Origin of the sequence: Loktanella fryxellensis, from assembly GCF_900110065.1 — a bacterium.
GTDB classification, from domain to species: domain Bacteria; phylum Pseudomonadota; class Alphaproteobacteria; order Rhodobacterales; family Rhodobacteraceae; genus Loktanella; species Loktanella fryxellensis.
This window is the reverse complement of record NZ_FOCI01000012.1, coordinates 69,431-90,634: the sequence shown is the minus strand read 5'-3', so window position 1 is coordinate 90,634 and position 21,204 is coordinate 69,431. Positions and strand designations below refer to the sequence as shown.

At 66.6% G+C, this 21,204-nt stretch carries 19 protein-coding genes, 2 tRNA genes and 1 pseudogene; 8 read left to right on the top strand and 14 right to left on the bottom strand.

The window, feature by feature from the left end; translation table 11 throughout:
- Positions 1–81: 81 nt before the first annotated feature.
- The 3 genes from BMX16_RS10710 to BMX16_RS10705 are packed head-to-tail and all read right to left on the bottom strand — an operon-like array spanning position 82 to position 3,479.
- Positions 82–1,449 carry a cytochrome P450 gene (locus BMX16_RS10710; RefSeq protein ID WP_245731483.1) on the bottom strand — a complete coding sequence of 456 codons (1,368 nt, stop codon included), beginning with the start codon at positions 1,447–1,449 and terminating at the stop codon, positions 82–84.
- Positions 1,446–2,684, bottom strand: a complete 1,239-nt coding sequence (locus BMX16_RS17970) for a hypothetical protein (protein WP_245731482.1) — start codon at positions 2,682–2,684, stop codon at positions 1,446–1,448. The genes BMX16_RS10710 and BMX16_RS17970 overlap by 4 nt, the downstream gene beginning before the upstream one ends.
- Before the next feature lie 39 nt (positions 2,685–2,723).
- Positions 2,724–3,479 carry a cytochrome c biogenesis CcdA family protein gene (locus tag BMX16_RS10705; RefSeq protein ID WP_089902984.1) on the bottom strand — a complete coding sequence of 252 codons (756 nt, stop codon included), beginning with the start codon at positions 3,477–3,479 and terminating at the stop codon, positions 2,724–2,726.
- Positions 3,480–3,588: 109 nt separating this feature from the next.
- On the opposite strand from BMX16_RS10705, the gene BMX16_RS10700 reads away from it, so the two are divergent.
- A complete protein-coding gene (locus BMX16_RS10700) occupies positions 3,589–3,816 on the top strand; it encodes a sulfurtransferase TusA family protein (protein ID WP_089902981.1) in 228 nt (75 codons plus the stop codon).
- A gap of 69 nt (positions 3,817–3,885) precedes the next feature.
- On the opposite strand, the gene BMX16_RS10695 is transcribed toward BMX16_RS10700, so the two are convergent.
- The 6 genes from BMX16_RS10695 to purC form a co-directional block, all read right to left on the bottom strand.
- Positions 3,886–6,657 carry an Rne/Rng family ribonuclease gene (locus tag BMX16_RS10695; protein WP_089902978.1) on the bottom strand — a complete coding sequence of 924 codons (2,772 nt, stop codon included), beginning with the start codon at positions 6,655–6,657 and terminating at the stop codon, positions 3,886–3,888.
- Between the two features lie 415 nt (positions 6,658–7,072).
- Complete coding sequence (locus tag BMX16_RS10690; RefSeq protein WP_089902975.1) at positions 7,073–8,404, bottom strand: sigma-54-dependent transcriptional regulator; 1,332 nt, start codon at positions 8,402–8,404, stop codon at positions 7,073–7,075.
- 41 nt (positions 8,405–8,445) lie between these two features.
- Entirely contained in the window at positions 8,446–10,197 is a 1,752-nt protein-coding gene (locus BMX16_RS10685) for a sensor histidine kinase (RefSeq protein WP_089902972.1), read from the bottom strand.
- Positions 10,198–10,240: 43 nt separating this feature from the next.
- On the bottom strand, positions 10,241–10,906 hold the full coding sequence (purQ, locus tag BMX16_RS10680; protein ID WP_089902969.1) for a phosphoribosylformylglycinamidine synthase subunit PurQ: 666 nt from the start codon (positions 10,904–10,906) through the stop codon (positions 10,241–10,243).
- Entirely contained in the window at positions 10,906–11,136 is a 231-nt protein-coding gene (gene purS / locus BMX16_RS10675; RefSeq protein WP_089902966.1) for a phosphoribosylformylglycinamidine synthase subunit PurS, read from the bottom strand. Before purS ends, purQ begins: the two co-directional genes overlap by 1 nt.
- 13 nt (positions 11,137–11,149) lie before the next feature.
- Positions 11,150–11,911: a phosphoribosylaminoimidazolesuccinocarboxamide synthase gene (purC, locus tag BMX16_RS10670; protein ID WP_089902963.1), complete on the bottom strand. Its 762-nt coding sequence runs from the start codon at positions 11,909–11,911 to the stop codon at positions 11,150–11,152.
- A 428-nt stretch (positions 11,912–12,339) separates the two neighbouring features.
- On the opposite strand from purC, the pseudogene BMX16_RS18295 reads away from it, so the two are divergent.
- Positions 12,340–13,884: pseudogene (locus BMX16_RS18295) on the top strand (phosphatidylglycerol lysyltransferase domain-containing protein); the annotation flags it as partial.
- A 222-nt stretch (positions 13,885–14,106) separates the two neighbouring features.
- Here BMX16_RS18295 and BMX16_RS10660 read toward each other — a convergent pair.
- Positions 14,107–15,198: a PA0069 family radical SAM protein gene (locus tag BMX16_RS10660; RefSeq protein WP_089902957.1), complete on the bottom strand. Its 1,092-nt coding sequence runs from the start codon at positions 15,196–15,198 to the stop codon at positions 14,107–14,109.
- A gap of 156 nt (positions 15,199–15,354) precedes the next feature.
- Here BMX16_RS10660 and BMX16_RS17620 point away from each other — a divergent pair, with 156 nt between their 5' ends.
- Positions 15,355–15,510 (top strand): hypothetical protein, encoded by a 156-nt coding sequence (locus BMX16_RS17620; RefSeq protein WP_177174634.1) that lies wholly within the window; start codon positions 15,355–15,357, stop codon positions 15,508–15,510.
- A gap of 54 nt (positions 15,511–15,564) precedes the next feature.
- Here BMX16_RS17620 and BMX16_RS10655 read toward each other — a convergent pair whose 3' ends face one another.
- From BMX16_RS10655 to purM, 4 genes are all read right to left on the bottom strand, one after another.
- Complete coding sequence (locus tag BMX16_RS10655; RefSeq protein WP_089902954.1) at positions 15,565–15,975, bottom strand: SufE family protein; 411 nt, start codon at positions 15,973–15,975, stop codon at positions 15,565–15,567.
- A gap of 83 nt (positions 15,976–16,058) precedes the next feature.
- Positions 16,059–17,216, bottom strand: a complete 1,158-nt coding sequence (gene rnd, locus BMX16_RS10650) for a ribonuclease D (protein ID WP_089902952.1) — start codon at positions 17,214–17,216, stop codon at positions 16,059–16,061.
- Between the two features lie 26 nt (positions 17,217–17,242).
- Complete coding sequence (gene purN, locus BMX16_RS10645; protein ID WP_089902950.1) at positions 17,243–17,911, bottom strand: phosphoribosylglycinamide formyltransferase; 669 nt, start codon at positions 17,909–17,911, stop codon at positions 17,243–17,245.
- The gene (purM, locus tag BMX16_RS10640) at positions 17,908–18,948 is read right to left on the bottom strand and encodes a phosphoribosylformylglycinamidine cyclo-ligase (protein WP_089902947.1); all 1,041 of its coding nucleotides are present in this window, start codon (positions 18,946–18,948) and stop codon (positions 17,908–17,910) included. The genes purN and purM overlap by 4 nt, the downstream gene beginning before the upstream one ends.
- 158 nt (positions 18,949–19,106) lie before the next feature.
- On the opposite strand from purM, the gene BMX16_RS10635 reads away from it, so the two are divergent.
- From BMX16_RS10635 to BMX16_RS10615, 5 genes are all read left to right on the top strand, one after another.
- Positions 19,107–19,385, top strand: coding sequence for a hypothetical protein (locus tag BMX16_RS10635; RefSeq protein WP_143058015.1), 279 nt, complete (start codon positions 19,107–19,109; stop codon positions 19,383–19,385).
- Positions 19,386–19,440: 55 nt separating this feature from the next.
- Positions 19,441–19,516: transfer RNA gene (locus BMX16_RS10630), tRNA-Ile, on the top strand.
- 78 nt (positions 19,517–19,594) lie between these two features.
- Positions 19,595–19,671, top strand: a tRNA-Arg gene (locus tag BMX16_RS10625).
- 381 nt (positions 19,672–20,052) lie between these two features.
- Complete coding sequence (locus BMX16_RS10620) at positions 20,053–20,610, top strand: methyltransferase family protein (protein ID WP_089902941.1); 558 nt, start codon at positions 20,053–20,055, stop codon at positions 20,608–20,610.
- Positions 20,610–21,188, top strand: coding sequence for an N-acyl amino acid synthase FeeM domain-containing protein (locus tag BMX16_RS10615; RefSeq protein ID WP_089902939.1), 579 nt, complete (start codon positions 20,610–20,612; stop codon positions 21,186–21,188). Before BMX16_RS10620 ends, BMX16_RS10615 begins: the two co-directional genes overlap by 1 nt.
- Positions 21,189–21,204 lie beyond the last annotated feature (16 nt).

The following is a 21,204-nucleotide window of genomic DNA, read 5'->3' as shown; positions in this document are numbered from 1 at the left end:
TGCGCAAAATTCCGATCTGCATCTGTCGACCCTCGTCATGTTTCACTGCATGACGTTGAACCGATTCTCCTGAACACCTGGTTAAGGCGTCTGCGGTGGATGCCGCGGCGTGATCCGCAACCACATGCCGTGGGCGGTGCGCACCGTCAGATGCGCCACGGGCACGGGGGGCCGGTCGGGCACCAGTTCGAAACGGTAGGCGGCCATCATCTGCGCCAGCAGCACCACGCCTTCGATCATCGCGAACCCGGCGCCGGTACAGACCCGTGGCCCCGCCGAGAACGGGATATAGGCGGTGCGCTGGCCGGTCTTGCCATTGTCGGTCTGCCAGCGGCCGGGATCGAAGGCATCGGGGTTGTCCCAGATCCGCTCCTGCCGGTGCAGATGCCAAGGCGACAGAACGACTTGCGCGCCGACCTTCACACTGCGCTTGCGAAAAATCTCAGGCTTTTGCGTCTCGCGCACCATCATCGGCACGGGGGGATAGAGGCGCAGGCTTTCGCGGAACACGTCGCGGGTGGCGCGCAAGGTGGACAGGCCGGCAAACTGCCCGTCCCATGCCGCAGCCTCGGTCGCCAGCCGGTCCTGCCAGTCGGGATGCAGCGCCAGCAGATACAGCGTCCACGCCAGCGCCGCCGCACTCGTCTCGTGCCCCGCAAGGAAGAAGATTGCGACCTGATCGACCATCTCCTCGACCCCGAAGGTCTGGCCGGTGACGGGATCGGCGGTGGTCATGATCTTGGTCGCCAGATCGTCGGGCGCGGTGCCGCCGGCGATCTGTGCCAGCCGTGCTGTGGTCAGTTGCGTGATCAGGCGCCGGATCAGCCGCGCCGTCGCCCGCGTGTCGCGGCGAAAGAAACGCGGCATCCAGGATGGGCCGGGGATTAAGGCCGCGAGGTTCAGGATCGGCTGCGTGCGCTGATAGGTGCGGAAGGCGTCGAAGACGTCTGCGGCCAACCGGTCCTCGATCGGCAGGGAAAACAGCGTGCGAAAGATCACATCGGCGGCGGCGTGGCTCGTCTCCGGCTCGATGTCGCGGGGGGTGCCGTCGGCCAGTGGCGCCATGCGCGCGACCGCCGCCACCCCTGCCGCGTGGATCGCAGGATAGGTGTCGCGCAGGCGGCCACCGGCGAAGGCGGGGTCGATGATGCGGCGCTGCCGCTTCCAGACCTCTCCGTTGGTGAGGAATACGGAATTGCCCAACAGCGGGCGGAGCCCTGCACCGATCCGGTCGGATTTGGGGAAATCGTCTGGGCGGTCTTGCAGCACCAGCCGTACCAGTTCGGGGTCGTTGATCATGTAACTGCGAAAGAACGGCGTGCGGAATTCGGCCATCCACGCGCGGTAGAGGCGCGCGGGCTGCGCCGACAGGATATCCGCACGGAACAGCCGCAGATACTGCAGCAGCGACACCTTGTCGGGCCGCGCAGGCGGTTTCGCAGGGATCACGCGCCCATGTCCACATGACCCGAGGTGGGTGTTGCGATGCGCGAGGCGGAAGGCGCGCGGTCGCGGTAGCGATAGCCCAAGGTCAGCGGCCCGGCGGTGACGCGGAAATAGTCGTAGTCGCGGGGGCGGTCGAAGGCGCAGAGATACTGGAAATGCAAACGGAGGAACTTCCATCGCAGCGCCGTCCACCGTTCGGGCGAGAGGGTCTGCGTGAAGGCCGCGGAAATCACCAGCGGCCAGCGGGCGTCGGGGGGTGCGACACCGGATACCGCGACGGGATCGCAGAGCGCGAAGGCGCAGCCGTCGCCAGGGGCGGTGATGTCGACCCACGCCATGTCGGTGGTGGAAAGCGCATGAAGATCGCGGCGCAACCGCTTGGCGTCGGGCAGAAAAGACATCATCGGCACCACCTGTCCCAGTGACAGGAAGGACAGCTGCGGCCCCTGTTGCGGCACGCGTCCCGCCCTGTGCAGATCGGCCAGGATCGAAACGCCCAGATGCGCGCCGGACGAATGGCCGACCACCAGCACCTCGTCCACGTCGCTGGCAAGGGCGGCGGCGATGCGGTCGCCGAACGCGGTCATCCGCGCCTCCAGCGCCGGGGGATTGGCGCCGTTCCAGCGGGCGGAAAAGGCGTAGTCGTGCATCAGGTAATGGGCGTAGAGCTTGCCGTCGCGGCGCTTGAACCAGCGCAGGACGGCCACCGCCACAGCGACACCCGCGCCCCAGCCCGCCGCGGCGACGGCCGATGCCAGCGCGCCAGCGACAGGGATCAGCCCGGCAAGCGTCACCACCAGCAGGCCCAGCAGGACCGCCGCCACAAGCTGTGCCAGCAGCATCCCCACAGGATAAAGCGCCGCGATCACCGGCCCCTTGCGCAGTCGCATCAGCCGCAGCAGCGCACCGCTGCCGATATAGGTCCATGCGGTGCGCAGCAGTTGCGCATAGGTGGCGGGGATCGACCGGGACATGCTGTCGCGCACGATGTCGGACCAGACCAGCACGTCGACATCCGCCTGCACCGCCTGCCCTTCGATCACCGCGTCCACCAGCCAGCCATAGGTCTTGCCGCGCGGCTTGGGTTTCAGCGCGAGGCTGAAACCGCTGATCGCGGCCTGTGCGGTACCTTCGGTGCGATAGAGTTCGCGGTAGCGGCGCGGATGGAACGGGTCGTAGCCGGGGATGTAGAACACCCGTCTGCGCCGCACCACCACCGTGTCATCGCCTGCATCCATGCGCCAACCCTGTCACGGCATGGCGGCGAAATTAAGCCCCTAGCCGATCGCGCCGAAGGCAGGGAAGCGTTCCAGCAACCAAAAGCTGAAACTGGTGAACTGCCCGGTCACCATCATCAGCCCCACCGTCCACAGCAGCAGGCCGGAGGTCCGCTCGATCCGGGCCATGTGCCGTTTCATCCACGCCATGGGCCCCTTGAGCCGGGGAAAGAAGGCCGCGACGGCAAGGAACGGCAGCCCCAGCCCCAGCGCATAGACGGCAAGCAGCAGGGTGCCGCGTCCCACGTCGCCTTCGGTCGCTGCAAGGCCGAGAATGGTACCGAGGATGGGGCCGAGGCAGGGGGTCCAGCCAAACGCGAAGGCGAGGCCCAGCACATAGGCGCCGAACGCCCCGCCGCCGGTGTCGCCCGCGTCCAGACGCGCCTCGCGGTCGAGGAACCCCAACCGGAACACGCCGACGAAATGCGCACCGAAGATCATCACGACGACCCCCGCGATGGGCACGAACCAACCCTGCCATTGCAGCAGCGCCCGGCCCAGCGTCGAAAAGGCGAGCCCGAGCAGCAGGAACACCGTGGACAGACCCAGCACGAACATCAGCGCGGCCAGCATGACGCGGCGGCGCGCGGCGGCGGTCGTGTCCATGTCGCTGACGCTGACGCCGCCCATGTAGGCCAGATAGGGCGGCACGATGGGCAGCACGCAGGGCGACAGGAACGACAGCAGCCCCGCCAGAAGGGCGATGGCCATGGCGGGCAGCAGGCTGGCATCCAGCAGGGACATGGTTTCGAACATGGGCGCTCCGGTCTGGTCGCATACCACTAGGCCATCGGGGGGGCCGGGTCACGGGGGCATGCGTCACGAGGGCGTTTACAAAGCGTCGCAGCCTGCCTAGCCATGCCGCATGGATCATGATGCCGAGATCGACGTGACGGGCCTGCTGTGCCCCCTGCCCGTGCTGAAGGCGCGCAAGCGGCTGCAGGCGTTGCAGAGCGGTCAGGTGCTGCGGGTCCGGGCGGACGATCCCGCCGCGATCGTCGATCTGCCGCATTTCTGCGCGCAGGCGGGTCATGCCCTGCTGGCGATGGACGTCGATGGTCCGGCGCAGGTCTATGTCATCCGCAAGGGCTGACGAACCCCGCATCGGAAACGCAAAAGGGCGGACCCGAAAGTCCGCCCTTTGTGACGTGAGTTGCGGCTCTTAGCGACCGAGCGACCACCAACCACGCTTCTTGGGCTTGTCACCCGTGTCGTCCGCAACCGCCACATCGGCCGCCGTGGCCGACTTGACCTCCGGTGCGGCTGCAACGCGCGCGGCCGCTGTCGGTGCCGCGATCGGGTCAGCGGTCGGCGCGTCGGCCTTGGCATCCACCGTTTCTGTCGCGGACGGCAGGATCGCTGCCACCGCACCACTCACGGCCTCCACGGCACTTTCAACCGCGTCCGTCACGACTTCGGTCGCTGGTTTGCGGGTGCGGGTCCGGCGGGCCTTGGGGGCCGGCGCATCGACGGCCGCGGTGTCTGCGTCGTCCGTCAGCGCCTCCGCTGCGGCAGGCTTGCGCCGGGTCCGGGTGCGCGGCTTGGGTGCAGCATCTGGGTCGGCGGTTTCGGCAGCGACATCCGCCGGTGCGGCATCGGCCGTCACCGCCGTTGCATCGCCTTTGGGCGTGCGGCTGCGCGACCGGGTCCGGCGGGGCTTTTCGACCGGGGCCGCATCGTCCACGATCGGCGCGGCAACGACCGCGTCATCCACGGGCGCGTCGGCATCGTCTGCCTGATCATCGGAATGATCGTCATCCTGATCGTCGCCCTGCGCTTCGGTCTGGTCCAGCTGATCGCCGCCCTGACCGCCTTTCCGCCGCCGCCGGCGACGCCGCTTCTTGCGCGGCTGGTCGTCGGCTTCTGCACCTTCGGCTGCCACGCGGGCCCGCGGTGCGGCCGCGGGCGCTGCCTCCTCCGCCACATCGTCTTCCGGCGCATCCTCGACGTCGATCTCGATCTCGTCGAACACGTCCTCGTCGGCCAGATCGCGCGGGTCCATCGGCGGGGCCAAGAACGGCTGCGCATCGGGCACCACGCGGGTCGCGGTCTTGAACTTGTCGATGGCAAAGTCCGGCGACACCAGCGTCACGTCGCATTCGACGCGCACGGACATGCCGTAGCGCACTTCGATCCCGGCGATGTGCTCACGCTTGCCGTTCATCAGGACGTTGGCGATGCCCACGGGGGCGCGGACCAGCACCTCCTTGGACCGGGCACGGACGCCCTCTTCCTCGATCTGGCGCAGGATGTTGAGCACCACGTTGTCGTCAGACCGCAACAGGCCCGTGCCATGGCAATGCGGGCAAGGCTGCGTCGTCGCCTCGAGCATGCCGGGGCGCAGACGCTGGCGCGACATCTCGAGCAGGCCGAAGCCGCTGATCCGGCCCACCTGGATGCGGGCACGGTCAAAGCGCAGCGCGTCCTTGAACCGCTTTTCCACCGCCACGTTGTTGCGGCGTTCGTCCATGTCGATGAAGTCGATCACGATCAACCCTGCCAGGTCACGCAGACGCGCCTGACGCGCCACCTCGTCGGCGGCCTCCAGGTTGGTCTTGAGCGCGGTCTGTTCGATCGAGCCTTCCTTGGTGGCCCGACCGGAGTTCACGTCGATGGCGACAAGCGCCTCGGTCACGTTGATGACGATGTACCCGCCGGACGGCAGCTGCACCGTCGGGTTGAACATGCCCGCAAGATAGCTTTCGACCTGATAGCGCGCAAAGAGCGGCATCTGTTCGGCGTACTGCTTTACCAGTTTGGCATGCGACGGCATGATCATCCGCATGAAGTCCTTGGCGTTGCGGAACCCGTCCGCACCGGCCACGATCACTTCGTCAATCTCCTTGGAATAGAGGTCGCGGATCGTCCGTTTGATCAGGTCGCCTTCCTCGTAGATCTTGGCGGGGGCGATGGATTTCAGCGTTGTCTCACGGATCGTCTCCCACATGCGCTGCAGGTATTCGTAGTCGCGCTTGATCTCGCCCTTCGTGCGCTGAGAACCTGCGGTGCGCACGATCAGACCGGCACCTTCGGGCACCAGCATCTCGTTCGCGATCTCCTTCAGCTTCTTGCGGTCGGCGGCGTTGGTGATCTTGCGGCTGATGCCGCCACCACGGGCCGTGTTCGGCATCAGCACGCAATAGCGGCCCGCCAGCGACAGGTAGGTGGTCAGAGCGGCACCCTTGTTGCCACGCTCTTCCTTGACGACCTGCACCAGCATGATCTGGCGGACCTTCACGACCTCCTGGATCTTGTAGCGCTTGGGACGCGGCTTGCGCGCGGGGCGCACGTCGTCGCTGTCGTCGGCGCTGTCCACGCGCTCGATCTCGTCGTCGCGGTCGGCGGCGTCGCGGTCGCCCGCATCGGCGGCCTCGTCCTGCACCGTATCAGCGTCGCGGTCGTGCAGGATCGGCGTGTGATCCAGAACCTCCGGTGCGTCTGCATCGTCGTCCGCGTCCTCGTCGTCGAGGTCGATGGTCTCCATCCCCGCCACGTCGCGGGCGGTGACCGGATCGGCGCTGCGGGCTTCGGCGGCGGTGCGGCTGCTGCGCCGGGTGCGGCGCACGCGCGGCTTGCCGTCGCGGCCAGAGGCACCGTCCTCCGCGTCACCGTCTTCGTCCTCGTCATCGGCGCGCTGGCTGGCCGCATAGGCCTTTTCCTCGGCGATCAGGGCCTGACGGTCGGCGATGGGGATCTGGTAATAATCGGGGTGGATTTCGGCAAACGCGAGGAACCCGTGGCGGTTGCCACCGTAGTCCACGAACGCCGCCTGCAGCGACGGCTCGACCCGCGTCACCTTCGCGAGATAGATGTTCCCGGCCAGCTGGCGCTTGAACTGGCTCTCGAAGTCGAAGTCTTCAACCTTGTTTCCGTCCACCACGACGACGCGGGTTTCTTCCGCATGGGTGGCGTCGATCAGCATTTTCTTTGTCATTGTATCCATTCGCATGACGCGGGCGACAGTCCCCGGGGGGTGCTGTCGTGCGGCTGTCATGTCTGATCAGGGCAAGCGGCGCGCGGGCCACGACGACACCCCTGGGGGCGTCCATCGTCAGGCCATGTGGTTGCGCGCGCTGCATCGCGGTCCTTGTCTGACCCGTGCGGACACGGGCCTGTTCATGTGCCCGGTCACGATGTTGCACGTATCGACCAAGGGCGTCCTCAGGATCGTTGCCGATCCACTCAGCCGCGTGGCACCGACGGCGGTTGGCCGCGGGTGGTCCGACGCAGAGAATCTCACCGGGCCTTTGCGCATATCGTCATACCAACCGCCCGTACCCCCTACATAGGGTGTAACGTCGTGCGGTGACAATCACAAACTGTGCAAGGTCCACCCCCTGTGGGGTCCGTTACAGATAGTCGGACCGGCTGAGGGTGTATTTCGCCATCTTTTCGTTCAGCGTCCGGCGCGGCAGGCACAACTCCTCCATCACGGCGGTGATGCTGCCCTTGTGGCGCCGCATGGTGTTGTCGATCAACATGCGCTCGAACGCCTCGACAAACTCCTTCAGCGGCTTGCCTTCGGTGGTCATCGCAGGGCGGCTGTCGTCGTTGTCGGCCATCAGCAGCGATGCGATGGACCCGGTGCCGCGCCGGTTCTGCAGCACGGCGCGTTCGGCCACGTTGATCAGTTGCCGCACATTGCCGGGCCACGGTGCCTGCAGCAGTTGCGCGGCCTCTTGTGCGCTGACCTGCGGCGCGTCGCAGCCGTATTCGTCGGCGAACTGATCGGACAGGCGGGTAAACAGGGTCAGGATGTCTTCGCCGCGTTGACGCAGTGGTGGAACGACGATCCGCAAGGCACTGATCCGGTAATACAAATCCGGTCTCAGCACGCTTTCGCAGGTCTTGTCCTGTTCCTGCAGGTTGCAGATGGCCACGATCCGTGTTTCCGCCGGTGTGCCCTGATCGTTGATCGCCGTCAGCAGACGGGCCTGCAGGGTCTGTGACAGGCTTTCGATATCCTCCAGCACCAGCGTGCCGCCGCGCGCCTCCTCCATCGCGGGGATCGGCTCGTCCTCGTCGGCGGGGCCGAACAGGCGGCGGGTCAGCGTCGCCTCGTCATAGGCGGAACACGAGATCAGGACGAACTTCTTGGTCGCGCGCGCCCCCACCGCATGCAGTGCATGGGCCACCAGCGTCTTGCCGGTGCCCGTCTCACCCTCGATCAGCACGTGACCATCGGCCTGCCCCAGATCGAGGATATCCTCCTTCAGCCGCTCCATCGGGACGCTCTGCCCCATCAGCTTCTGGATCAGCGCCGATCCGTCCGACAGCTCGCGGCGCAGCGCGCGGTTATCGAGCGTCAGCCTGCGGGCGTGGCAGGCCTTCTTCGCCAATTCCGTCATGCGGTCAGGATTGAATGGCTTTTCCAGAAAGTCGAACGCCCCGATCCGCATCGCCTCGACGGCCATCGGCACGTCGCCATGGCCGGTGATCATGATGACGGGCAGCGCCGAATCGACGCCGCGCAGCTTTTTCAGGAACTGCATCCCGTCCATGCCGGGCATCCTGATGTCGCTGACGACGATGCCCGCGAAATCCGGTCCCACGATCCGCAGCGCTTCTTCGGCGCTGGCAAAGGCCTCGGTCTCGAACCCGGAGAGCGCCAGCCACTGGCTGATCGACTGCCGCATGTCCTTCTCGTCGTCGACGATCGCGATCTTCATGGCTTTTGTCATCGTGGTCTGTCCTTCTTCTGCAGCTTTCGCTGCGCAATGCCTTATTCCGCGGCCTGTGCCGCGGATCTGAGATGCGGAAGCTGCACCTCGAAGACGGCGCCACCCTCGGCGCCATTGCGGGCGGTCATGCGGCCCCCCAGATCATTCACGATTCCAGAGGAGATCGCCAGACCCAGGCCCACGCCATCACCGGGTTGTTTGGTGGTGTAGAACGGCTCGAACAACTGGTCGAGGTCGTCGATCCCGTCGCCGTTGTCGCGCACGGTCAGGGTCACCGTGTCGCCCACGGCGAGGATGATGTCGATCCGGGGTTCCGTCACGGTCTTGGTCGCGTCGATGGCGTTGCGCAGCAGGTTGATGATGACCTGCTCCAGCCGCAGCCGGTCGCCATAGATCAGCGCAGGCTCGCCCGGCAGCGTGCGGCTGATCTCGACGTGACGCGTCTTGAGCTGCGGTTCCATCATGGCCAGCGCCGACGACACGGCCGCACGGGTATCGACCGTCTCGAAGGCCTCGGTCCCCTTGCGGGCATAACTCTTGAGCTGGCGCGTGATCGCACCCATCCGGTCGATCAGGTCATCGATGCGCTGGAACGACGACAGGGTCTCTTCCGGCCGCTTGCGCTGCAGCAACAGGCGCGCGCCGGCCAGATAGGTCTTCATCGCCGCCAGCGGCTGGTTGAGCTCGTGGCTGACAGCCGCCGACATCTCTCCCAGCGCCGCCAGCTTGGAGGTTTGCGCCATGGTCTGTTCCGCGACCTGGAGGTTGCGCTCCACCTGCTTGCGCGCCGCAATCTCGCGTTGCAGGGCGGCGTTCAGGGCGCGCAGTTCGACCGACTCGCGTGTCAGGACGGCCATGCGCGTGGTTGCGGTGCGCGATGCGACCCAGAACATCAACGCCAGGAGAATGGCGAATCCCATCACCTCGAGCGCCAGCACGCCGTTCACCTGTTCGCGCACCGACGAATAGGCGGTGAAACTGACCATCTTCCAGCCCTGGAACGGGACGCGGGCCTCGCGGCGCAGGACCGCCTCGCCGCGCAGATAGGCGTCGATGGGCAGGGCGGCCCAGTCCTGCGTCGCCCGCAACGCCATCTCGATCGCGGTCGGCGGTGTCTGCACGCGCAGCGCCTCCGCCTCCGGCAGACCCCGCCACCGGGGCTCGGTGCTCAGGATGATGGTGCCTTCGCTGTTGGTGACATAGACCGCGTCCGACACCCCGGCCCAGCCGCGCTCCAGCTTGGCCAGATCCACGGCGACATAGATGACGCCCTGCGGCGTGCCGTTGATGTCGATCCGCCGGGAATAGACGAATCCCGATCCGCCCTGTTCGGTCAGGCTTTGGGTAAACACGGTCCTGTTGCTGCGCAGCGCCTCGACAAAGGCCGCATCGGCGCGGTGCGCTTCGCCCAGACGGGTCCGGTCGGTCGCGCCGACGACGCGCCCGTCGCGGTCCAGCAACATCAGCGAGGCCGCACCGATTTCGTCGACGAAGGACAGCAGACGCTGCGTGGACAATGCGAAGTTGTCGGTGGCGAGCGCGTCGGCCAGTTCCGGATCGCGCGCCAGCAGTTGCGGCACGATGGAATTGCGCTGCAATTCGCTCATCAGGTTGGCGACGTAAAGGGTCAGGCGCACTTCGGCGCGGTTGCGCGTCGTCTCGGTGAACCGCTCTGTCAGCAGCAGGTTCGTCACATAGATCGTGGCGGCAGCCAGCAGCAGCACGACGATGACGCCAAACCGCAGCCACCACCGTCCCTGTCCGCGCCGTGCCCTGATCCGTGCCGCCTTCATTCCCACCAGATAAGGCGGCCGTCCCGTTCCGGCAAGCAATGGCTCAAGCGTCGGCGAGTTGCCGCACGAGGCCCTGGAACAGCGCGACACCCGCCGTGCTGCCGGTCGCCGCATCGACGGCCCGTTCCGGGTGGGGCATCATGCCAAGGACGCGGCGGTTCTCCGACAGGACACCGGCGATATCGGCGCGGCTGCCGTTGAAGTTGCTGCCATAGGTAAAGGCGATCAGGTCGGTGTCGCGCAGATGCGCCAGCGTGGCATCGTCGGCGGTATAGGCCCCGTCGTGATGGGCCACAGGCAGGGCGATGCTCTCGCCCGCGGCATAGCCCCGGGTAAAGGCGCTGTCCGCCGTGGCCACCGTCAGGGCTACGCTGCGACACACGAACTTTAGCCCCGCGTTGCGCATCAAGGCACCGGGCAGCAGGCCGGTTTCGGTCAGCACCTGAAAGCCGTTGCAGACACCCAGCGCATAGCCGCCCCGGTCCACATGCCGTCGCAAGGCACCGCAGACCGGCGACTGCGCGGCGATCGCCCCGCAGCGCAGGTAGTCGCCAAAGGAAAAGCCACCGGGCACCGCCACCAGATCGACATTCCCGATCTCGGCGTCCTTGTGCCAGACCATCGTGACATCGGCGCCAGCGGCGCGCAGCGCCACGGCCATGTCGCGGTCGCAGTTCGATCCCGGAAAGACGATGACCGCCGCGCGCATCAGAGCACCTCGATCCGGTAGCTTTCGATCACGGTGTTGGCCAACAGGCCTTCGCACATGGCGCGGATCTGGTCCTCGCTGGTGCCGTCCGCCAGATCGAGGGCGATGACCTTGCCCTGACGCACGCCGTTGACGCCCGTGTGCCCCATCGACCCCAAGGCGTGGCGGATCGCCTCGCCCTGCGGATCAAGCACGCCATCCTTCAGCATCACATGAACATTGGCCTTCATGGCGGGATACCTCTCAGTTGATCAGCGTGGGCTTGGGCCGGTGGGTGACGTTGCTCGGCAGGACGCCCAGGCGGCGCGCGACCTCTGTATAGGCATCCGACAGGCTGCCCAGATCCTGACGGAACACGTCCTTGTCCAGCTTCTGGCCCGTCTCGACGTCCCACAGGCGGCAGCAGTCGGGGCTGATCTCGTCGGCGACGACGAGGCGCGGGAACTCGTTGTCCCAGATGCGGCCGATCTCGATCTTGAAATCCACCAGCTTGATGCCGACGCCGTACATGGTGCCTGACAGGAAATCGTTCACCCGCAGCGCCATGCTGACGATATCGTCCATGTCCTGCTGGCTCGCCCAGCCGAAGGCGATGATGTATTCCTCGGGCACCAACGGGTCGCCCAGCTTGTCGTCCTTGTAGGAGAACTCGACGATCGGACGCGGCAGGGTCGCGCCCTCCTCCATGCCCAGGCGCTTGGCCATGGACCCGGCGGCAAAGTTGCGCACGATCACTTCCAGCGGGATGATCTCGACCTGGCGGATCAGCTGTTCGCGCATGTTGAGGCGACGGATGAAATGCGTGGGGATGCCGATGTTGCCGAGGCCCACCATGAAGAACTCGGACATGCGGTTGTTCAGCACGCCCTTGCCTTCGATCACGTCCTTCTTGGCGCCGTTGCCAGCGGTGGCGTCATCCTTGAAATACTGGACATACGTTCCCGGCTCAGGCCCTTCGTACAGGATCTTCGCCTTGCCTTCGTAGATCAGTTTCCGGCGTGCCATCGGTTGCCTCGCGTCTGGGGGGCGGCCCGTGGGCAGGCCGCCGCGTGCTGCCTCTTACGCCAAGCCCCACGGGCGGGCAAGCGGTGGAGTCCGGCAGGCGCGCCCTACGCGTCGCCTGTGGCAGGGCGTCCGGCCCGCGTCGCGCGTACGGTCATGGCGCGGAGCGTCATTGGGACCGCACCGCCGCTTACGTCCCTTTCATGCGACATGCCATAGGCATGGCCGCGATGACCCCCGAGGGAGCCGCCATGTCGCAGCGTGCGAAAGCCGGCTCTGACGCCGCCTAGCGATCCAGTGTGGCACGGGCGACCTTGGGATTGACATGGCCGCACGCGGCGCGTCCCGCGCGGCGGCGCATCCGACCGTTTGCGCCGCCGCGCGGGCCTGGTGGCGGTCTGTGCGGGAACGGGGGTACTGATCTGGGGCGCATGGTCGCTGCCGCCCGACGCAGGCCTCACCGCCCCGCGCGGCCAGAGCGGGATCGCTGTCTGTCGCTGGATTTGTGCCACCCTGCTGCTGGCGGGCGCCGTGATGGCCGCAGGACATGCCGAACGAGCATGCCGGCAGCTGTCGCACATCGAGATCCCCGCGCATATCGCGCGCAGGACGGGGCGCGTGGCGCTGGTGCTCGGGCAGAGCTGCGGCGCACCGACCCTCTTGTCGCCGGTGTGGTGCGGTGGCGGATGCTGCACGGCGCGTGCGGCGCGCAGGATGTCGCCCGCCTGACGGCGCTGTCCGCGTCGGGAATAGCCGTGGTCTGGACACTGATCGCATGCCCGGCGGTGCGGTGGATCGCACAGAGCGGACAGGTCCCGACGGACCTGCCATCCGTCTGCGCCGCAGCACGGATCGCGGTCACGGGCGGCATGGCCGTCGCGGCGGGCCGCCGCCTGCCGCGCTGCGGACATGTCGTGCGCAGCGGTGGTCCAGCCATGGGATGGTCGGCGATGGACCGCGTGTGCACGGCAGGCGTCTTTGTCGTGCTGGCACCGGCTGACCTGCCGACTGGACTGGTGCTGGCGGTTGCGGTGCTGGCACGGGGTGCGGGGGCGGCCAGCCACATGCCGATGGGGGGGGCCTTCGACGTGGTCGTGCTGTCGGGACTGCCGGCCCCCGCAGAGGTGCTCTTGCCCGCGCAGCTGGCGTTCCGCCTGATCACCGCGATCCTGCCCGGTGCGGTGGCCTTGCACAGCGTTGTGCTGGCGCGGCCGCTGCCCGCGCGCCATACGCCGGGGCCGATGCGGGCCACCCCGGCGCTGTTGGCGCTGCAACGTCAGGCCGCCAGCGTTCGGCACGACGGTGACAGTGACGCCCTCGTGGGTCGTGCGCTGTCCAGCCGCGTGATCATCGGGGCCGTGATCGGACAGGTGCCGCCACCGCTGGCGCGGGTGGCGCGCTGCAAATGCGACGCAAGGTCCGTTGCCGCCCCGCGGCGGATCGACCGGTCGGTGGTGCACGTCGCCACGGGCGCCACCTTCGACCCCGTCACATGGCGCTGGGACACGCCCGCCTGCGCAGGCCTGTGGCGCAAGGCGCGACAGGCCGCCGCCGCCGGTGTCCATATCGCACCGATCTGCAACGGCGAACACGCCCGCGACATGGCCCTGATCGCCGGCGCACGGGCGCGCGCGCACGGCCGCGCGCGGGGCTTTTCGATGGGCCGCGCGGTGCCCGGTGCGATGGACGATCAGGCCGTCTTCAGCATCTACTCCGACGGCGTCTTGCGGGGTTACGTCGGCGTCATGACCGGGCAACAGGACCGGTGCCAAGACCTGATCCGTTACGACGACCGCCTGCCGGCGGGCGAGGTGCAGGCAGCCGTTGCCGCGGCCATCGCTGTCGCAGCGCAGGCGGGCATCCGGCGGATGGACCTGGCCGCCACGGTGGCCACGACCGGACCCTGCGGCGGGGTCGGTCGCCGCCACGACGGATTGCAGCAGTTCAAGCGCGGTTTCGATCCGACATGGCAACCGATCTACCTTGCGGCCCCTGACCCGCTTGCGCTGATCTGGTCGGCATTGGCGATCCTGTGGGCAGTGCAGCGGCCCGTGGCGCGGCTGTTCGACCGGATCAGCGCACGGGTATCGGTACTGGCCGGTTGCGTGGTCCGTGCGGCAATAACGGGCACGCCGCCGGGCACGCACGGACCCGCTGACAGCATGGTGACGGTGCAACCGCAGTCGCTGCTTGGCCCGTCAGAACAACGGCAGCTGATCCCCCGCGCGCGGCGGCACCGCGAACAGATCCGTGCGCAGGGGCACCAGGCGGCGGTCGAGCCCGAGGCGGCGTGCAGCCAGTCGGAACCGCTGCTGGAGCAGACCGGCCCAGACCCCCTGCCCGGTCATCCGCTGACCGAACGCCGGGTCGTAGTCACGACCGCCGTGCAACTCTCTCACCCGGCCCATGATCCGCGCCGCCCGGTCGGGATAGGCAGCGCTCAGCCAGTCGCGGAACAGCCCCGCCACCTCGCGCGGCAGGCGCAGCACGGTGCAGGAGGCGGCGACCGCGCCTGCGGCGGCGGCGGCGTCGAGGATCGCCTCCAGCTCGTGGTCGGTGAGCGCCGGCACGACGGGGGCCACCATGACCCGCACGGGGATGCCTGCGTCGCTGAGCTGACGCATCGTGCGCAGACGGGCCGCCGGTAGCGGCACACGCGGCTCCATCGCCCGCGACGTGGCAGGATCGAGTGTCGTCAGCGAGATGCCGACGCGCACCAGCCCCTGTGCTGCCATCGGGGCGAGCAGGTCGATGTCGCGGGCGATCAACGCGCCCTTGGTGATGATCGCGACCGGATGGTGGTGGTCCGACAGCACCTGCAGCAGCCCGCGCATGATCCGCCGCTCCCGCTCGATCGGTTGATAGGGATCGGTGTTGGTGCCGATGGCGATGGTCGCCGGCACGTAACCGCGCGCGCCCAGTTCCTGCGCCAGCACCGCCGGCGCGTCAGGCCGCGCGATCAACTGCGTCTCGAAGTCGAGGCCCGGCGACAGACCCAGATACGCGTGGCTGGGCCGGGCATAGCAATAGATGCAGCCATGTTCGCACCCGCGATAGGGATTGACCGACCGGTCGAACGACAGATCCGGCGAGGTGTTGCGCGTGATGACCGTGCGCGGCACCTCTTCGCGGACCTGCGTCCGCAGGACCGGCAGATCGGTCAGGTCCGCGTCCGGCTGCGACCAGCCGTCGTCCTCAAACCGGCGGGCCAGCCGGTCGAAGCGGATGTCCGGGTTGCCGACCGCCCCGCGGCCGGGCGTGCGAAAGGAGGGTGGGGCCTTGTCCGTCATCCCGGCATGATGGAACAAAGCGGAAACATGCACAACCCACGGTCGCCACGCCAAAAGCGCTGGCCGCATGCTGATCTGGTTTGACGAAACCCGAATCGATACTGGACAGGATGTGGCTGCGGGTCTTAGTCAGGTCTGGGGTAAAGGAGGAACAGCATGCGGATCGGACCTTTCCTGTGCCTGATCGGCGCGATCATCGTGCTGTCAGGTGCCACCGTCTGGCTGGCGCAGCAGTCCGGCGCGCTGGCGCTGTTGCCTGCGCTGAGCGCGGTCCTGCTGATCCTGACCGTCCTGATCCGGCAGGTCCGCTGACGCCGCGACATCCGCGCGCATGGGCTTTCCTGAAACCAGGCCCGGCGCCGCACATCACCCCTGAACGGCGGCGACGGTCCTGATCCGGTCGACCATGGCGCGCACGCCGTTCGAGCGTTGCGCCGACAGATGGTCGCTCAACCCAAGGCGCGCCAGCTCCGCATGCGCGTCGATGCGCGCCACGTCGGTCACCGGTACGCCGTCGTAAAGGGCGGCGAGGATCGCGACCAACCCCTTGACGATCATCGCATCGCTGTCGCCACGGACGTGGAACACGTCGTCATCCGGCCCTGCCACCAGCCAGACCTGGCTTGCGCAGCCATCCACGCGGGTCGCATCCACCTTGAAGGCGTCGTCAAGCGGCGGCATCGTCTTGCCCATCTCGATCACGTGACGATATCGATCCTCCCAGTCGTCGAGGAAGTCGAACGTTTCGGCGATCTCTTCGAATGCTGCGGTTGCCATGGCGTGCCCTCCACCGGGTTATGTCCCGCATCTAGGGGCGCTGGCCGCCGGTGTCCACCGGCGGGGTCTGCGGCATGTGCCCGCTAGCGCGGTACCGTCACGACGCGCTGTCCATCGACGGCGAGCGCCACCTTGCCCTGCGTCAGCAGCACGGCGTCGCGACCGAAGACCTCGTGCCGCCAGCCCCTGAGGGCGGGGATGTCGCGCTGGCCGGCCGCGAGCAGGTCCAGATCGGCGGCGGAGGCGATCAGCTTCTGCGCCACATCCTCCTGATCGGCCTTGGCCTTGAGCAGGACGCGCAGCATGTCCGCGATCGCCGGGTTCACCTGCAGCTTCTCGCGGCTGAGATCGGGTTTCGGCAGCCTGTCGTTGGGCAGCGCGAGACCGTCCTTCACCGCCTTGAGGATGCCTTCGGCGATGTCGCCGCGCCGCGCCTCGCGCAGCAGCAGGCGCGACTGGTTCAGATCCGCCTCCGTGGCGGGTTTCGTGCTGGCGAGTTCCACAAGTGCATCGTCCTTGAACACGCGGCTGCGCGGCACATCGTGGCGCTGGGCGTATTCCTCGCGAAAGCGCGCAAGCTCCTGAACGATGCCAAGGAAGCGGGAAGAATTCGTCCGCGTGCGCACCTTTTCCCACGCCGTATCGGGATCGGTCTGATAGGTGGCGGGATCGTTCAGGACGGCCATCTCCTCCAGCACCCACTTCTCGCGCTTGCTGCTGCGCAACCGGTCGCGCAGGTATTCGTAGATGTCGCGCAGATAGGTCACGTCGCCCACCGCATAAACCTTCTGCGCCTCGGTCAGAGGGCGGCGCGACCAGTCGGTGAAACGGCTGGACTTGTCCACCTCGGCCTTGCAGATCTTGCGCACCAGCGTCTCGTAGCCGGCCTGATCGCCGAACCCGCAGACCATCGCCGCGACCTGCGTGTCGAACAGGGGACTGGGGATCAGCTGCGCGTCGACCCAGAAGATCTCCAGATCCTGCCGCGCTGCGTGGAACACCTTGATGACGCCGGGATCGCGGAACAGCGCGTACAGCGGCTCGAGAGAGATGCCATCCGCCAGCGGATCGACGACGACCGCATCGCTCGTGCCCGCGTCCTGCCACGCCAGTTGCACCAGGCAAAGCTTGGCGTAATAGGTCCGCTCGCGCAGGAACTCTGTGTCCACTGTGACATAGGGCTTGGTGGCCGCCTCTGTGCAGAAGGCGGCCAGCGCCTCTGTCGTGGTAATGGTCTGCATGAGGGGCCTGTCTGCTCGGGGTCTGGTCACGTCGCGGGATCGCGCAAGGTTCGTGATAGGCCATCCGCATCCCCTTGAAAACCCGCGGCGGGGATCGGGTCCGTGGCATCGAGCATCACCGGTGTCCGGTCGCCGGACAGATACCGCCGCAGCACCAGCGGATAAAGGCGATGTTCCAGCGGCAGCAGGCGGTCGGCCAGCGTCTGTGCGGTGTCGCCGGGGTGCACCGTCATGCGCGCCTGCCCCAGGATCGGCCCGTCGTCCAGATCGGCGGTCACCGCGTGCACGGTGCAGCCATGCACCGTGTTGCCGGCGTCCAGCGCACGCTGGTGGGTGTGCAGGCCCTTGTATTTCGGCAAAAGCGACGGGTGGATGTTCAGCATCCGGCCTTCCCAGCGGGCGGTGAAGGCGGGCGTCAGGATGCGCATGAACCCGGCCAGCGCCACCACCTCGATCCGCGCCTCGTCCAGCAGCACCTGCAGCGCATCTTCGAACCCCGCGCGATCCTTGGGGTGGTCGCGGTGATCGACGACGGCCGTGGGGATGCGCAGGGCGTTCGCCTTCAGCAGGCCACCGGCGCCGGGATCGTTGGCGATCACCAGTTTTGCCCGCCCCGGATGATCGCCTGTCATATCACGGGCGAGGGTCACCATGTTCGATCCGCCGCCGGAAATCAGGATGCCGACGCGGATCACGCAAGCGTGCCGGTGTAACGGACCCCTGCCTCCGGTGCCACGCGCCCGACCTGGTAAACCGTCTCGCCCGACGCCGTCAGATCGGCGGCCAGATCGTCGGCCCGGTCGGCGGCCACTACCAGCACCATGCCGATACCGGCGTTGAAGGTCTTGAGCATTTCCGGCGCCGCGATCTGGCCCACCTGCGACATCCACGCAAACACGGGCGGCAGTGGCCATGCGCCAAGGTCGATTTCACAGCCCAGATCATCGGGCAGCACGCGGGGCAGGTTTTCCGTCAGACCGCCGCCGGTGATATGCGCCAGCGCATGCACGCCACCGGAGCGCACGGCGGCCAGCGCCGGTTTCACATAGAGCCGCGTCGGCGTCAGCAGTGCCGCCCCCAGCGGGCCGTCGGCGAAGGGCGCGGGATCGGTCCACGAAAGACCCGCAGCCTCCACGATGCGGCGCACCAGCGAATAGCCGTTGGAATGCACGCCGTCGCTGGCCAGCCCCAGCAGCACGTCGCCAGCAACCACGCCCTGCGGCAGGTCGGCGCCACGTTCCATCGCGCCCACGGCAAAGCCCGCAAGGTCGAAGTCGCCGCCGTGATACATGCCAGGCATCTCGGCCGTCTCGCCGCCGATCAACGCACAGCCGGAGGCAGCACAACCTGCGGCGATGCCTTCGATGATGCGGGTCGCGGCGTCCAGTTCCAGCTTGCCGGTGGCAAAGTAGTCGAGGAAGAACAGCGGCTCGGCCCCTTGGCACACCAGATCGTTCACGCACATCGCCACGAGGTCGATGCCGATCGTGTCCACATGCCCCGTGTCGATGGCGATGCGCAGCTTGGTGCCCACACCATCGGTCGCGGCGACGAGGATCGGATCGGTATAGCCCGCCGCCTTGAGATCAAAAAGCGCGCCGAAGCCGCCGAGGCCTGCCATCGTGCCGGCTCGCTGGGTGCGCCTCGCCGCGGGCTTGATCCGCTCGACCAGGGCGTTGCCCGCATCGATGTCGACGCCTGCGGCGGCATAGGTCAGTCCGTTGGCTGTCATCTGAAAAGTCCCCTGTGCGGCGCCATTTGCGTGATCGCGCGATACCCCAAGCGCTTCCTTGGTGCAACGGCGCAACATGTCGAACCCATGCGCGATCTTCCGCCCAACAGGATGCAACCTTTCAGGGCGGCGCGCGTTAGACTGGCATGATGAAACGCGTGATCGCCCCCCTCCTTTTGCTGCTTCCGATCTGCGCCACGGCACAGACCGGGCACATGGCTTTGACGACACCCGACGTCGTGCTTGACGGGGACTGGATGCAGGTGCCGGACGACGTGCAGGTCAGCAACGGCGCAATGGTGCCGGGCCCGCCCAGTCACGCGGACATCGTCGCCATGGCCGACCTCGACGGGAACCCCGACATCATCACCGCGCAGGAGCGTGAGATGATCGCCGTCCTGAACCAGCTCCTCGGCGGTCAACCGATCACGTGGTGACACCCGCGCAAGGGGCTTGACCGCAGCCCCGCCTGCGGTATCCCGTCAACAGCGTGGGCCTGTAGCTCAACGGTTAGAGCAGGGCGCTCATAACGCCTTGGTTGCGGGTTCAAATCCTGCCGGGCCTACCACGCCATGCGTCATCTGACGGTCGAACGTCCGTTTAGCCGTTGCGGGGCGATGGTCGCCCGGATATAGACCGCGACACGGCACCCGTAGCTCAGCTGGATAGAGCGCTGCCCTCCGAAGGCAGAGGTCACTGGTTCGAATCCAGTCGGGTGCACCAAACTCCCTCATCATCGGATCATGCGGCCGGCGACATGATCGACAGGCCGCGTGGTCGATCTGCGATACTGATTTCATGGCCCAACTGGGGGTCGCGCATGCACCTGTTCGTACCCGGTGACGTTTCAATTTGCTGACTGCATAATTCCGTCGCAGCACCGCCCGAAAAACAGGCGTTCACGTTGTGCGCGAGAGAATGGAGCATCATCGGACGGCGCGCACGATTGTTGCTTGATAGGCCGAAAAACCAGCCCTAAGGTTGAATTATCGACAATTGCGACAAGACACACGAAACCGTGTACCGGTCGCACGAAACCAACGACCAAACGCGCGCCATCGCCTGCAGGACAATCAGAGAATCGTCCAGAAAGAGCTCCTTGCTGTGACCACAGTATTCGCCTTCGTCGCCGGCATCGCCGGGTTCGCCTATTTCGTGATGATCGCCGCAGCAACCAAACAACATTTTGCACCGGGCAAGTATCCGGTCGGCATGATGATGATTTCGGTGCTGTCGCTGATCGGAATCTCCGCATTCATGGCATTCGCCTTTTTGTGGACCCTGCAATACCTGCCGTTGGTCCTCATCTTGATCGCCGCCGCCTTCGCCCTGTTTCTCTGGGCCGCGCGTCACAGTCGGAATCGCAAACTGTCGCTGGCCTTCGCTAACGAATTGCAAATCGACGGCATCGTAAAGTCGGGTCCGTGGCAATACGTGCGTCACCCGTTCTATGTGTCCTACATCCTGTTCTGGATGGCCTGTGCGATCGGCACCATGCATCTGGTATCGGTCATCGTGTTTGCCACGCTTCTGTTCGTCTATATCTACTCGGCGATCCGCGAGGAGAAGTCCCTGATGACGAGCCGCCATGGTGACGATTACGTCAGCTATCGCAACCACACCGGCTTTCTGTTTCCGAAACTTTCGACGCGGGTATCCTGATGTTGACGCGCCGTTTCAACGTCGGCCGCGCCGTAACTGCAGACGATTTGCACGATGTCGGCGCATTCCGCTATCGCTGCTATTTGGCGGATGGCCTGATCGCACCGCGCCCGGACAATTGTTTTCTGGACGAATACGACCATCATGCGAATGCACAGGTCCACCGGGTCCGGTATGATGACCGGACCGTGGGCACGATACGTTTGCATATCCTCGACGACAGTCATCATGCCTCTGCGACGATGGCCGCGTTTGCCGACATCCTGATGCCCAAGATCGCCTCTGGGTTGAAGCTGATCGACGGGGCGCGGTTCGCCGTGGCGCCGGATCTGGGGCCGATGCGACTGGCCGTCGCGCGGCAGACGCTGCGGATCTATGCCAACCACGCCAAGGCGAACGATGTCCATTACAGCGTCGCCGCAGTCTCTCTGGACCGCATCCCGTTCTACGAACGCCTCTACGGATTTCACCGAATTTCCGAACCGCGCGCCTATGGCGGCCTCAGCAAGCCGCTGGTGCTGATGGGGTCCGACCTGCGCAAGTCGCGGTTCAGCCAGCGCCACGTGACGATCGACTGATCGTCACCACGCCTTC